At 70.3% G+C, this 13,863-nt stretch carries 10 protein-coding genes and 1 pseudogene; 5 read left to right on the plus strand and 6 right to left on the minus strand.

Annotated features, from left to right (window positions below):
• Positions 1-220: pseudogene (locus tag ACFO60_RS38660) on the minus strand (SGNH/GDSL hydrolase family protein); the annotation flags it as partial.
• A 701-nt stretch (positions 221-921) separates the two neighbouring features.
• On the opposite strand from ACFO60_RS38660, the gene ACFO60_RS38665 reads away from it, so the two are divergent.
• Together ACFO60_RS38665 and ACFO60_RS38670 are read left to right on the plus strand one after the other, a co-directional pair.
• The gene (locus ACFO60_RS38665) at positions 922-1,977 is read left to right on the plus strand and encodes a LacI family DNA-binding transcriptional regulator (RefSeq protein ID WP_380851735.1); all 1,056 of its coding nucleotides are present in this window, start codon (positions 922-924) and stop codon (positions 1,975-1,977) included.
• Between the two features lie 1,070 nt (positions 1,978-3,047).
• A complete protein-coding gene (locus tag ACFO60_RS38670) occupies positions 3,048-4,829 on the plus strand; it encodes a cellulose binding domain-containing protein (protein WP_380851738.1) in 1,782 nt (593 codons plus the stop codon).
• 111 nt (positions 4,830-4,940) lie between these two features.
• Here ACFO60_RS38670 and ACFO60_RS38675 read toward each other — a convergent pair whose 3' ends face one another.
• From ACFO60_RS38675 to ACFO60_RS38695, 5 genes are all read right to left on the minus strand, one after another.
• Complete coding sequence (locus ACFO60_RS38675; RefSeq protein ID WP_380851741.1) at positions 4,941-5,786, minus strand: sugar phosphate isomerase/epimerase family protein; 846 nt, start codon at positions 5,784-5,786, stop codon at positions 4,941-4,943.
• 150 nt (positions 5,787-5,936) lie between these two features.
• Entirely contained in the window at positions 5,937-7,067 is a 1,131-nt protein-coding gene (locus ACFO60_RS38680) for a dihydrodipicolinate synthase family protein (RefSeq protein ID WP_380851803.1), read from the minus strand.
• 23 nt (positions 7,068-7,090) lie between these two features.
• Positions 7,091-8,209, minus strand: a complete 1,119-nt coding sequence (locus ACFO60_RS38685) for a Gfo/Idh/MocA family protein (RefSeq protein ID WP_380851744.1) — start codon at positions 8,207-8,209, stop codon at positions 7,091-7,093.
• A gap of 97 nt (positions 8,210-8,306) precedes the next feature.
• Positions 8,307-9,125 carry a cupin domain-containing protein gene (locus ACFO60_RS38690; RefSeq protein ID WP_380851747.1) on the minus strand — a complete coding sequence of 273 codons (819 nt, stop codon included), beginning with the start codon at positions 9,123-9,125 and terminating at the stop codon, positions 8,307-8,309.
• A 106-nt stretch (positions 9,126-9,231) separates the two neighbouring features.
• The gene (locus tag ACFO60_RS38695) at positions 9,232-9,381 is read right to left on the minus strand and encodes a hypothetical protein (protein ID WP_380851749.1); all 150 of its coding nucleotides are present in this window, start codon (positions 9,379-9,381) and stop codon (positions 9,232-9,234) included.
• A gap of 297 nt (positions 9,382-9,678) precedes the next feature.
• Here ACFO60_RS38695 and ACFO60_RS38700 point away from each other — a divergent pair, with 297 nt between their 5' ends.
• The 3 genes from ACFO60_RS38700 to ACFO60_RS38710 all read left to right on the plus strand — a co-directional run bounded on the left by ACFO60_RS38700 (position 9,679) and on the right by ACFO60_RS38710 (position 13,859).
• Positions 9,679-10,803 (plus strand): Gfo/Idh/MocA family protein, encoded by a 1,125-nt coding sequence (locus ACFO60_RS38700; protein WP_380851752.1) that lies wholly within the window; start codon positions 9,679-9,681, stop codon positions 10,801-10,803.
• Entirely contained in the window at positions 10,800-11,750 is a 951-nt protein-coding gene (locus tag ACFO60_RS38705; protein ID WP_380851755.1) for a DUF6807 domain-containing protein, read from the plus strand. The genes ACFO60_RS38700 and ACFO60_RS38705 overlap by 4 nt, the downstream gene beginning before the upstream one ends.
• A gap of 246 nt (positions 11,751-11,996) precedes the next feature.
• Positions 11,997-13,859, plus strand: coding sequence for a CASTOR/POLLUX-related putative ion channel (locus ACFO60_RS38710; protein WP_380851758.1), 1,863 nt, complete (start codon positions 11,997-11,999; stop codon positions 13,857-13,859).
• Positions 13,860-13,863: the final 4 nt, after the last annotated feature.

Raw genomic sequence — 13,863 nt, forward strand, 5'->3', positions numbered from 1 at the left:
CGAAGTCGACCGTGTAGCGGCCCGAGACCAGCCGCTGCCACAACCCGATCCGGTACCCGCCCGGCACCTGCGTGCCCTCGGTGATCGAGTCACCCAGCGGCATCACCCGCACCCCGCCATTGGACTCCGCGCTGGCGACACCGGCTCCCGTCGCCGTACCCGCCGCGGCCACGGCCACGGCCACCAGCGAGGCCGTCAGCCATCGCCTCCATCTACGCATGCGAATCCCTTTCAGACATCATCAGGTGGAATCGGTCTGGGTCAGCGGGCAGAGCCCCGAGGGCGGCGAGGTAGGGCCGCCGCCGGCGCTCACTCCGGGTCGGGTCCGCGAGGTGACGGAAGTTGTTAGCGCTAACACTTCCCGGCCAGGCCCGCTGTTCTGGCTGGAACGGTTTCAATTCCGGCTCGAACGGTTTCAATGGTGGTGGTGCGGCGGAGCAAATACGACGCGTCCAGGTCCCGTCAAGCGAGGTCCCGGGGCCGCGCCTTTCGAGGACCGTCCCATCTGCTCTTACTGCGGCCCGCCGCATCGCCTGGAGTGAAATGTGCTGAAAATTTCATCGTGATCACAGGTGGCGGCCGCCGGCGGATTCCGGTGCCGGCCTTCGGGTCCTTGGCGATGCCCTGCCGGTGCAGGACGGATGAAAGCGGCCGAAGCATCCGGCCCTGCCGCGGGAAACCTCTGTCGCGGTTTCCGCGCGCAGCGCGCCTCCCTCCAGCGGAAACCGGCGGGAGCGGCGGACGCGCTGTCTGTGACGCCAGGCACAGGGGTCACCGGCCGGACCGGGGAAGGCAGGAAACTCGGCCCGTCGATTTTCCGCCGGCCTGTGACGGGCCGCATAACATGTTCTCCACGACCGGCACATGATCCTCGGATGTCGAGCGTTCGCGTCGTACGAAGCGGGAAAGCGGAGGAATGCCGTGGGGAAACGGGAGCGCAATGCCACGATCGCCGATGTGGCCGCGCTGGCCGGGGTGTCGGTGGGCACCGTCTCCAAGGCGCTCAACGGGCGCGGATCACTGCGGGAGGAAACCCGCGTGCGCGTCAAGGAGGCCGCCCGCCAACTGAACTTCGAGGTCAACTCGGGCACTCGTAGTCCCTATTCGGGCCGCACCTACACCGTCGGCATGATCACCACCGACGGAATGGGCCGCATCAGCCTCCCGGTCCTGATGGGCGCCGAGGACGCGCTGGGCGCCGGGCAGATGTCGGTCTTCCTGTGCGACGGGCGCGACGACCCCATCCGCGAGCAGTACTACATCAAGACCCTTCTCAACCGCCGGGTGGACGGCATCATCGTCACCGGGCGGCGCATCAGGCCACGGGCGCCCATCGGCGTGAACCTGCCGGTGCCCGTCGTGTACGCCTACTTAGGCTCGACCGATCCCCGCGACTGCACCGTCGAACCCGACGAGGCCGGCGGCGTCCGCAAGGGCATCGCGCACCTGCTGGCCATCGGCCGTACCCGCATCGCGCACATCGCCGGCCCAGAGCAGCACAACTCGTCACGGCTCCGCAGCGCCGCGGCGATCGACCGGCTGGCGGAGGACGGCCTGGAACTGGTCACGCCGCCGATGTTCGGCCCGTGGACCGAGATCTGGGGACGCCAGGCCATCGGCATCCTGCTGGCCGGCCGCGTGGAGTTCGACGCGGTGTTCTGCGGCAACGACCAGATCGCCCGGGGAGCCGCCGACGCCCTGCGCGCCGCGGGGCGTCACGTGCCCGAAGATGTGGCCCTTCTGGGCTTCGACAACTGGGACATCATGACCGAGTACGCTCAGCCACCGCTGACGAGCATCGACATGAACCTGACGGGACTCGGCCATTCGGCCGCCCTCATGCTCCTCGCCGGCATCAACGGCTCTCCGTCGCCCGGCCGGCACCTGTATCCGTGCGATCTCGTGGTCCGCGAATCCACCACCGTTCCCCTCCAGTCACCGCGACGCACGCCGGAGGACCGGCCCGCCGCCTCGTGACGCGCGGGCCGCTACCGGGAGGCGGCGGCCCGAGTCGCGCGGACCTCACGAAAACCCCGTAGAAGGCGAGGGTGGCGGCCTCGGCGTGCGGGTGTGTGTGCCGGCCTTGCCATGGCCGAGCTGGAAAGTACGGCGAAACGCGCCACGCGTGTATTCCGGAATTTCCGAAGCTCGCACGTATGCCTGCCCCAAGTTCCCTGGTCGGAGGGCGGCGACGTGCGCCGAAAACTGTCGGAACAGGCAGAAACTCGCCGACGAAGAGCGGTTCGCCGCCGCCGTCGGCGGCGGCGGGTCGGTGCGTCGTCCAGGTGTGAACGTTTCACCTGCCGCAGGGCGGCGTTCAGGGCACCCGAACGCACAAGCCCAGTTGGAAGCGGTGCGGTGGAAAGCGGGCGGCACGCGCCGGCGTCCGGGCGATTGACGGGGCCGTGCTCCATCAGGTTTGCTCCGCTCACGGTGGGCCACGGATCCTCGGCGGAAGGAGAGCTCGGATCTCCCTGATGTTAGCGATAACATTCCCGGTTGCCGTGTCGTGCCGTGCCTTTGCCTTGCCTCGGATATACGGACCGCGCTCTCGACGATCTCGCCCGCCCGCGTTCGCGCCGCGCGGAGAAGGAAACGGATGCCATGGCGAAGACGAAGCGCCCGCTGGGCGGCTCGGCCTCCGGACCGGCCCTGATCATGGCGGTCGTGCCCCCGATCGGCGCCGGCCGCTCGATTCCCTGACAGACGCGTCGGCGCTGGACGTGACCCCCTCCGCAGGCTCACGCGTGTCGCACGGCGCCGAAGCCGGCCGGTGACCAGCGCCGGGTTTCTCGGACGGCCGGGCGGTGCTCGGCGCCACCGGGCCACGAGAGCGGATTCCCTTCACCGCGAGCCGTGAACGCGTCGTCCCCCGCCTTCGCACCTGGCGGCCGGGCCGATCGCCGGTCCCGGCTCCGCCGCTGAGAAAGGCCGGCCGCATCGCGCGTCGCCGAGCCTGCCAAGGCGCTTGGAAGCATCTGAGACGAACGATTGGAGAGTCCGTGATACGGACCGTCGTAGCGACCGCTCTATTAGGTACGTCATTGGTGGCCGTACAGGCAGCGGGCCAGGTCGCGGCCCCCGCCGCGGCCGCCGGTGTCATCACCGTGTCGGATGGCCAGCGCCAGCAGATCGACGGCTTCGGCGTCTCCACGGCGTTCCGTCGCGGGGAACTGCTGCGCGACCTCTCGCAGCAGCAGCAGAACGACATCTTCCGTCTGTGGTTCGACCGCAGCACCGGGGCGGGGCTCAGCATCCTGCGCCTGGGCATCGGCGCGTCACCGGCGGGAAGCCCGTACGACAAGATGGTCTCCATCCAGCCCCAGAACCCGGGTGGACCGGACGCGGCGCCGAAGTACGTGTGGGACGGGGACGACGGCGCCCAGGTCTGGGTGGCGAAGGCCGCCCAGTCGTACGGCGTGAAGCGGTTCTACGCCGACGCCTGGAGCGCGCCCGGGTACATGAAGGACAACGGGAGCCAGGACAACGGCGGCACTCTCAAGCCGGAGTGGCGAGCGGCTTACGCCCGCTATCTGATGCAGTACACGAAGTTCTACGCGCAAGAAGGCATCAAGATCACGGACTTGGGGTTCACGAACGAACCCGACTACACGGCGACCTACGAGTCGATGCGCTTCACCCCTGCTCAGGCGGTCGCCATGGTGAAGGCCCTCGGCCCGATCGCCGGGGACGTGAAACTCGTCTGCTGCGACTCCTTCGGGTGGGATCAGGCCAAGCCCTACACGAGCGCCATCGAGGCCGACTCCGAGGCCAGGCGCTGGATCTCGACGTACTCGGGCCACTCCTACGCGAGCTCGCCCACCAGCGCGCAACCCACGAACAAGCCCGTCTGGATGTCGGAATGGGCTCCCAGTGCGAGCAGCTGGAACGAGAACTGGGATGACGGCAGCGGCGTCGACGGCTTCACCATCGCGCAGCACATCCACCAGTCGCTCACCACGGGCAACGTGAACGGTTACCTCTTCTGGCTGGGAGGGTCCAGGGGGAACACCACGGCGCTGTTCCAGATAGACCAGACCGCGAAGACGTACCGCGTGTCCAAGCGGTATTGGGCGATGGCCGCCTACAGCCGGTTCATCCGGCCGGGCGCCGTCCGGCTCGACGCCTCGACGACCAACTCGAACCTGAAGGTGTCGGCGTATCGCAACTCCGACGGCTCGAAGGTCGTCGAGGTCCTCAACACCGGCACCGGGTCCGTCGCATGGCAGGGCATCGAGGGAAGCGCCACCGCGTACGTCACCGACAACGCCAACTCGCTCACGCCCACCTCGGCGGCGGGCGGGACCGTCACCCTCAGGCCCCGCGCGCTCACGACCGTCGTGATCGGCGCTCCCACCCCGACGCCGACGCCCACGCCGACGCCGACTCCCACCCCGACCCCGACGCCGACTCCCACTCCGACCCCGACCCCGACTCCCACCCCCACGCCGACTCCCACTCCCACTCCCACCCCGACCCCGACTCCCACCCCGACCCCGACGCCGACCCCCACCCCCACGCCGACTCCGGTGCCGGGTGGTTGCGCGGCGACGATCACCACGGTGAACTCCTGGGGCGGCGGCTTCCAGTCGTCGGTCACGGTGCGGGCGGGCAGCAGCGCGATCAACGGGTGGACGGTGAGCTGGAGCTGGCCGGGTTCCCAGTTGATCACCCAGGTGTGGGGCGGCGTGCGCTCGGGTTCCGGAGCCAATGTCTCGGTCAAGAACGAGAGCTGGAACGGCAGCCTCGCCGCCAACGCCACGACCGAGTTCGGCTTCATCGCCAACGGCACGTCCGCCACACCGGCACTGACCTGCAGCGCCTCCTGAGCGATCGCAGCGCGGCGACGCCCCGCTGAAACGAAAGGGACGTAAGAAGGGCAGGACGTGAGGAGAAAGCGATGCCCCCCGCCCGCGGGCGGGGGGCATCCCTTTGGCGTCTCAGCCGCTGGTCTCCGCGGGGTGAGGGGAGATGTGCTCGGCGAACCGGGTCTTGGCCTGGGCCAGGACGGCGTCCGGGTCGGCGGCCCACAGGTCGGCGTTGAAGATCTCGACCTCGACGTCCCCGGTGTAGCCGGCCGCCAGGACGGCATCGGTGATCGGGCGGAAGTCGATCACGCCGTCGCCCATCATGCCGCGGGCGAGCAGGACGTCCGGTGGGATCGGGTGCAGGAAGTCGCACACCTGGTACGACGCGATGCGCTCGCCCGCCCGCGCTATCTGCGCGAGGACGTCCGGGTCCCACCACAGGTGGAAGGTGTCGACGACCACGCCGAGCACGGCCGGGTCGTACGGCTCGGCCAGGTCGAGCGCCTGGGCGAGCGTGGAGATCACCGCCCGATCGGCGCAGTACATCGGGTGCAGCGGCTCAAGGGCCAGGCGCACTCCGCGGTCGCGCGCATAGGGAGCGAGGACGCCGAGCGCGTCGGCGACCCGCCGGCGGGCCTGGCGCAGGTCGCGGGAGAACCCGCCCAGCGGCTCGCCCGGGACGACGCCCGGCAGCCCGCCGACGACCAGCACCAGACAGCCGGCCCGCAGGGCCGCGGCCTCGTCGATCGCGGCGCGATTGTCGGCCTCCCAGTCGGAGGAGGTGAGAAAGCCGCCGCGGCACAGCGACGACACCCGCAGCCCGGCCCCGCCGACGAGGTCCACCGTCGCGGCCAGGCCTTGCGCGGCGACGTCCTGCCGCCACAGGCCGATCGCCTCGACCCCGTGCCGGACGCAGCCGTCGACCGCCTCGGCGACGGTCCACGACCGCGTCGTCCACTGGTTGAGCGCCATCTTCATGAGGTGGCCCCTCGGTGAGGTGTCGTCGTCATGAGGGACCGCTCGGTGGGGTGTCGTCGTCATGAGGTGACCGATCGGTGGGGTGTCGTCGTGAGGCGTGTCGTCGTGAGACGAGTCGTCATGAGGCGACCCGCCGGCGGGGCGCGGTCGTCATGCCGCGCCGTGCACCTTCAGCAGGGCGCGCATGCGCGCCACGGCGAGGTCGGGGTCGGGCAGCAGCCCGGCGGCGTCAGCCAGGCGGAACACTTCGGCCAGGTGGACGATCGAGCGTGCCGCCTGCGCGCCGTTGATCATGACGAAGTGGTCCTGGTGGCCCGCCACCCAGGCCAGGAACACGATGCCGGTCTTGTAGTGGTAGGTCGGCGCCTCGAACACCTTGCGGGACAGTTCCACGGTGGGGGCGAAGATCGCGTCGTAGGCGTCCAGGTCGCCCCGGTCGAGGGCGGCCAGGGCCGCGCTCGCGGCCGGAGCGATCGCGTCGAAGATGCCGAGCAGGGCGTGCGACCCTGACTTGATCAGCGAGGGGTAGTTGAAGTCGTCCCCCGTGTAGAGCTTCACGCCCTCGGGCAGGGCGGCTCGCAGCCGGACCTCGTGCTGCTCGTCCAGCAGGGAGACCTTCACCCCGTCCACCCGGCCCGGGTGGGCGCGGATCAGGTCGAGGAACGTGCCGGTGGCCGCCTCGACGTCCGTGGACCCCCAGTAGCCGCGCAGGTTCGGATCGAACATCTCGCCCAGCCAGTGCAGGATCACCGGTTCGTCCGCCTGGGACAGCAGCCTGTCGTATACCGCCAGGTAGTCCTCCGGCCCTCGCGCGGCGGCCGCGAGCTGGCGGCTGGCCATGATGATCACGCCGGCGCCGGCGCCGCGGACGGTCTCGACCTGTTCGGCGTAGGCGGCGACGATCTCCTCCAGCGTGGCCGCCTCGGGCCGGTGATCGGTTCCCGCGCCGCAGGCGACCAGCCGCGAGGGGTCGCCGAAGGCGGCGGCCTCGGCGGCGCTGCGCCGGATCAGCTCCCGGCACGCCGCCCAGTCCAGCCCCATGTTGCGCTGCGCGGTGTCCATGGCGTCGGCCACCCGCAGACCCAGCGACCACAGGTGGCGGCGGAAGCGCAGCGTGGCGTCCCAGTCGACCGCGGCCGGACGTCCCGGCCCGTTGTCGGCGAGCGGATCGGCGACCACGTGCGCGGCGGCGTAGGCCACCCGGCCCACCGGCGCCGGAGACGGCTCCCAGTCGCGGCCCTCGCCGACGGTGTGGCGGCCCGAGCCCGGCAGGTCCAGCACGCGGGAGGCGCCGGCGAGCGTCGTCACAGCTCCTCCACCGTCACACGGCGGCCTTCGGCGGCCGAGCGCAGGGCCAGCTCGGCGAGCTGGACGCCCCGCGTTCCCGCCGCGAAGTCGTGCGGGAACGGGGCGTCCTCCACGACGTGGCGGACGAACATCTCCCACTGGGTCTTGAAGCCGTTGTCGAACTCGGCGTTGTCGGGGACCTCCTGCCAGCCGTCCCTGAAGGACACGGTGGCGGGCAGGTCGGGGTTCCAGACCGGCTTGGGCGTGGCGGAGCGGTGCTGCACCCGGCATCCGCGCAGTCCCGCGACGGCCGACCCCTCGGTGCCGTCGACCTGGAACTCCACCAGCTCGTCCCGGTTCACCCGGACCGACCAGGAGGAGTTGATCTGCGCGACGACGCCGCCCTCCAGTTCGAAGATGCCGTAGGCGGCGTCGTCGGCGGTGGCGCGATAGCCGGCGCCCAGCTCGTCCACCCGCTGGGGGATGTGGGTCGTGGCGTGCGCGTACACCGATTTGATCGGGCCGAAGAGGTTCTCCAGCACGTACTGCCAGTGCGGGAACATGTCCAGCGTGATGCCGCCGCCGTCCTCGGCGCGGTAGTTCCACGACGGGCGCTGGGCGGCCTGCCAGTCGCCTTCGAAGACCCAGTAGCCGAACTCCCCGCGCACCGACAGGATCCGCCCGAAGAAGCCCCCGTCGATCAGACGCCGCAGCTTGAGCAGGCCGGGCAGGAACAGCTTGTCCTGCACGACGCCGTTCTTCACCCCCGCCCGCCGGACGGCGCGGGTGAGCGTGACCGCCTCGGTCACCGACGCGGCGACGGGCTTCTCCGCGTAGACGTGCTTGCCCGCCTCCACCGCCTGCAGGACGGACTTGACCCGGGCCTGGGTGACCTGGGCGTCGAAGTAGATGACGTTGTCCGGGTCGGCCAGTGCGGACGCCAGGTCGGTGGTGTGGTCGGCGATGTCGTGCTCGGCGGCGAGCGCGGCCAGTTTGGTCTCGCTGCGGCCGACCAGGACCGGCCTGAGCAGGACCCGGCCGCCGTCCGCGAGCCTCACGCCACCCTCGGCGTTGATCGCCAGGACCGATCGGACCAGATGCTGGCGGTAACCCATACGACCAGTGACGCCGTTCATCACGACACCGAGAGTGAGGCTCAAGACTGCTCCAGGGGGTGATGGAAAGCGCTTTCCGTAAAGGCGTTTTCACGGTAAGGGCGGGGATCCGGCTTCGTCAATGCCCGCTGTGCGCCCGCCCGGGCAGGGACGGCTCGTCCCGCGCGGGAGTCGCGCCGCCGGAGGCCGTGTGGACCACCGGGTGCGCGACGTCATGGGTGCGCAGCCGGCCGCACATGCCCCACCGCGACTCCTCGCTCTGCGGGGATTCCAGGAGCGCCGAGTGGCGCAGGTGCCGGGCGTCGCCGCGCTCGAGGGCGTCCAGCACGTCGGCGGTGTGGCGCGCGTCCCGGGCGACGGTGCGCTCCCAGGTGCGCCGCCACTGGGCCGCCAGTGGACGCACCAGGGTGACCGCGTCTTCGTAGAAGCGCCGGAGCGGGTCGAGGTCGCCGCCGGCGGCGCTCTCGGCGAGGCGCAGGAATCCCTGTACGGCCAGGTCGCGGCGGCGCATGGCCGCGGCCTCCAGCACCTCCGGGGTCTCGCCGGTAGGCAGGGCGGCGGTCTCGCGGTAGCGGGCCGCGTCGCCCGCGATCTCGGGCGGGAAGGTCATGACGGCGTCCCCGGCCTCGGGCAGGCCGGCGTTCTGCATGATGACGACCACCTCCAGGTCGCCCCGGTTGATCGCCCGGTGGATCGTCCCCGGCGTGAACCACACGGTGGAGCCGCGGCGGAGCTCCGTCTCGCGGAAACCGGTCATGTCCAGCGTCTGCAGCGCGCCGTGGCCACCGACGACGACGTAGCCCTCGGTGGAGGCCGTGTGCATGTGGGGGGTGCCGCCTCGAAGGCCGTCGGGGCAGGTGCCGGAGTAGACCGACAACCGGGTGACGGACGTGCCGCCGGGGAACGCGGGGACATCCTCGCCGTTGGCGAATGTCATGGGAGTCTCTCCTGGGTTCGGGGGGCTTCGTGTCAGTCCGGGCGTCGCGCCGCACTGCCCTGACGACGGGTGTCGCGGCCGGCCGGACGCGGGTGCGGGCGGCGCTTCACGGATGGGTCGGTTCGTCGTGGACCAGGCGTGTCGCCTCGTCGGCCCTGTCGTCGAGCGGGTGACGGACGGGTGTGAGGGGCGGCGGCATCTCGCGCCGCGACGAGTCGTCGAACCCCACGATTGACGGGTCCTCGGGATTGCGCATTGCGCGGTCCACCGGTTCTGGACCGCCCCCCGCAGGGGGCGATTCGCCGACATATCCGGACAAAGTGAGCCTATTGACATCACTCCAAAGCGGAGCCTACGGTAACGCTTCAGCAACTTCCCGGCAATTTTCCGGGAAACCGTCGAAAAGTTTCTGACGCCTGATCGTCGGGCGGTGCCGAGGCGGCCTGGCCGGCGCCGGACGACATCGCCGACGGTCAGTCCTTAGTCGTGCCCTGAGAACCGCCGCCGTCGTCGTCCGGCGGGAGCCGTTCACGAACGAGGAGAGACGCTCTTCATGACCACAGGCCACATGTCCGGGCCGGTCCGCATCGCGATCGTGGGCAGCGGAGGCATCGCAGGCGTGCAAGCCGACCACGTCGCGCGTATGGGCGGGACGGCCGAGATCGTCGCCGCCGTGGACATCGACGCCGACCGCGTCGGCGCGTTCGCCGACACCTGGAACATCCCGAAGAGGTACACCGGTCTCCAGGCGCTGCTGGAGGAGGCGGAGTGCGACATCGTGCACCTGTGCTCGCCGCCCTCGCTGCACCGCGAGCAGGCGATCGCCGTGCTCGAACGAGGCTGGTCGGTGCTGTCGGAGAAGCCGTCCGCGTTGTCCCTGCGCGAGTTCGACCAGATCGCCGAGGTCGAGGCGCGCAGTCCGGGATCGTTCGCGACCATCTCGCAGCACCGCTTCGGCGCGCGCGCCGTCGCGCTGCGCGAGATCGTCGAGCGGAACGATTTCGGTCCGCTGCACCTGGCCCTGTGCAACACCCTGTGGTTCCGGCCCGACAGCTACTTCGGCGTCGTGCCGTGGCGGGGCACCTGGGACTCGGAGGGAGGAGGGCCCACGCTCGGGCACGGCATCCACCAGATGGACCTGCTGCTCTTCCTGGCCGGTCCGTGGGAGTCCGTCCGCGCCACCGCCGGGCGCAAGGCCCGCCCCACCCAGACCGAGGACTTCTCCACGGCCGTCGTGACGCTGGCCGGCGGCGCCACCGCCGTGGCGGTCAACAGCCTCCTTTCCGCACGCGAGACCAGCTACCTGCGCTTCGACTTCGCCTCCGCCACCGTGGAACTCGAGCACCTCTACGGGTACGGCGACGACTCGTGGCGGTTCACCGCGGCTCCCGGCGCGGACGAGGGCGTCACCCGGCTCTGGGAATCGATCCCGCCGGGCGCGGGCTCCGGGCACTCCGCGCAGTTCGCCTCCGTCGTCGCCGCGCTGCGGGACGGCACGGCCGTGCCGGTCGTCTCGGCGCAGGCACGCCAGACCCTCGAACTCATCGCCGCCATCTACGCCTCGGCGTTCACCGGCGCCGAGGTCGCGCGCGGCGAGATCACCGAAGACTCACCGTTCTACGCCTCGATGAGCGGCGACCGCGTCCCATGGCTCGCACCCCAAGGAGAGTCCCGATGACCCACAGCAGCGTCGAGCCGCGGAACGGCCTGCGGATCACCGACGAGCGTGACCGCGCCCTGACGCTGACGAGCGACGACGTCGAGCTCTTCCGTTACGTGTACGGTCCCTGGGATCGGCGGCTGGAGTCCCCGAGGCCCTACTTCCATCCGCTGCGCACGCTGTCGGGCCGGCTGGTGTCGCTGTACCGCCCCTGGGACCACGTCTGGCACAAGGGCATGGCGTGGTCGCTGCCGAACGTGGGTCCGCAGAATTTCTGGGGTGGCCCCACGTACTACCGCGACCGCGACTACGTGCAGGAGGACAACAACGGCGCGACCGTCCACCGCGGCTTCGGCGCGATCACGACCGACACCGACCGCGTCGCCGTCGAGGAGTCCCTGAGCTGGGTGGCGAGCACCGGCGACGAGTGGTTCACCGAGCGGCGCTCCTTCGGCGCGGTCGTGGACGCGGGCCGGGGCACCTGGACCCTCGCCTACGGCACCGAGTTCACCAACGTCAGCGGCAGTACGGTCCCGATCGGCAGCCCCACGACGGAGGGACGCCCCAACGCCGGCTACGGCGGGCTGTTCTGGCGCGGGCCGCGGTCGTTCAGCAACGGCCGGGTCTACATGGACGGCCGATCGGGGGGCGACGAGATGATGGGCGAGCGTGGCCGCTGGCTGGCGTACTCCGGCGACCACGACGGCGTGGACGGCAGTTCGACGCTGGTCTTCGTCGACGACTCCGGCGCCGACGAGCAGATCCAGTGGTTCGTCCGCACCGGCATCTTCGCCTGCGTCTGCCCCGCACCCTTCTTCGACGTCGTGCGGCACGTCGAACCCGGCGCGAGCCTGAGCTTCAGGTACGCGGTCACCTTCGCCGACGACGACCCGGGGCCCGAGGGCGCGGCCCGCATCGCCGACGCCACCGCCGGCATCACCGCCAAGATCCTCACCCGGTCCTGAAACAGCGGATCCCGGCGGGCGGTCCACGGCGGGTGCCGGCGGGCGGACCGCGGCCGGGGCCGGTGGGCCCGAGGCTCGCGGCCTCGGGGGTGGTCGCGATCCTTGATCCCTTTTCGTGAGGAAGCTTGCTCGATGTCCTGATCCGTGCGTAGGCCGCTGCCGCTACTGCTTCAATATTTGATGATCGGCGCCAGAGGGCGCCGGGCTCAGGACTGTTGAGGCGGGGGACAAACGGTGCGGATGAGGATGCGAGAGCGTCTGCGGTACTGGTTCGACGGGACGATGGATCGCGGAACGCCGGCTTTGATCGGCTGGCTGGCCTTGGCGTCCATCATTCTCATCGCGCTGGTCACCGGCGCGGTGGTCGCCCTGACCGCGTCGGACGCCGAGCTCAACGGTGGCTGGGCCGGTGTGACGTGGATGACGCTGATGCGTGCGATCGACCCCGGCACCATGGGAGGGGACGCCGGGAGCCCGGTGTTCCTGGCGCTGATGCTCACGATCACCATCGGCGGCATCTTCATCGTCAGCTCTCTCATCGGTGTGCTGACCACCGGCCTGGAGAACCGGATCTCCGAGCTCCGCAAGGGCCGGTCGCGGCTGATCGAGAGCGGTCACACGATCGTGCTGGGCTGGTCGGAGCAGGTGTTCACCGTGCTCGAGGAGCTCGTCAAGGCCAACGAGGGGCAACGGCGGTCCTGCGTGGTCATCCTGGCGGACCGCGACAAGGTCGACATGGACGACCAGATCCGCGCCCGGCTGGGCGAGACCGGCCGCACCCGCGTCATCTGCCGGTCCGGCAGCCCGCTCAAGCGCGCGGACCTGGAGCTCGTCAGCCCGGACGCCGCCAAGGCCGTCATGGTGCTGCCGTCCACGGACAAGGACGCCGACGTCGATGTGATCAAGGCGCTGCTGCTGCTGAACAACCGCACCTGGCAGGGCGTCCGGCCGCACGTGGTCGCCGCCGTGCAGGAGTCGGAGAACCTCGCCGCCGCCCGCCTCGCCGGAGGCGAGACCGCCATCGTGATCGACGCCGACGACATCACCGTCCGGCTGGTCGTCCAGTCGCACCGTCAGTCGGGGCTGTCCACGGTCTGCACCGACCTGCTCGACTTCGACGGCAACGAGCTCTACATCCGCCCCGAGCCGGCGCTCACCGGACGGACCTTCGGCCAGGCGCTCACCGCCTACGACCGCGGCGTCCCGGTCGGGCTGCGCAAGATGGACGGGCGGGTCGTGCTCAACCCCGCGCAGGAGACCGTGATCGACTCCAGGGACCACGTGATCGTCCTGGCGGAGGACGACCTGCTCATCCGGCTGGCCGAATCACCTCCCGCGATCGTCGAGACGGCGATCGCGTCGGCCCCCGAGCGGACGCAGCTGCCTGATCGCACGCTGCTCATCGGATGGAACTCCCGCGCTCTCAAGCTCATCGACCTGCTGGACCGCCTGGTCGAACCAGGGTCCGTCGTGGACATCGCCGCCCCCGGCCGGCCGCTCGACGTCCTTTCGACCGGGCGGCGGAATCTGACCGTCGGCTACAAGCACTGCCGTCCGACGAGCCGCCGCTCGCTCGAAAGCCTCGACCTCGGCGCCTACGAGCACATCATCGTCCTGGCCGACGACCAGGTCGCTGCCGAGCACACCGATGACCGGACGCTGGTCGCCCTGCTCCACCTGCGCGACATCGCGGTGAGCCTCGGAAATCCGTACACGATCGTGACGGAGATCAACGACGACGCCAACCGTGAGATCTTCCAGGTCACCAAGGCCGACGACTTCATCATCAGCACCAAGCTCATCAGCCTGCTGCTGACCCAGCTCGCGGAGAACCGTCACCTCTACGGCGTCTTCTCACAGCTCTTCGACCCCGCCGGCCCGGAGATCCACCTCAAGCCCGCGTCCGACTACCTGATCCCCGGCGTGGCGGCGAACTTCGCGACCCTTGTGGAGGCGGCCAAGCGGCGGGGCGAGACCGCCATCGGTTATCGGATCAAGCGTCACAGCGACCAGGCCCCCTCCTATGGGGTAGTGCTCAATCCGCCCAAGACAGAACATCTCGCCCTCGGCGCGGACGACAACGTCATCGTCCTCGCCGAGAATCCGTGACGAC

Origin of the sequence: Sphaerisporangium dianthi, from assembly GCF_042654065.1 — a bacterium.
In the GTDB taxonomy this organism is placed as follows: Bacteria; Actinomycetota; Actinomycetes; order Streptosporangiales; family Streptosporangiaceae; genus Sphaerisporangium; species Sphaerisporangium dianthi.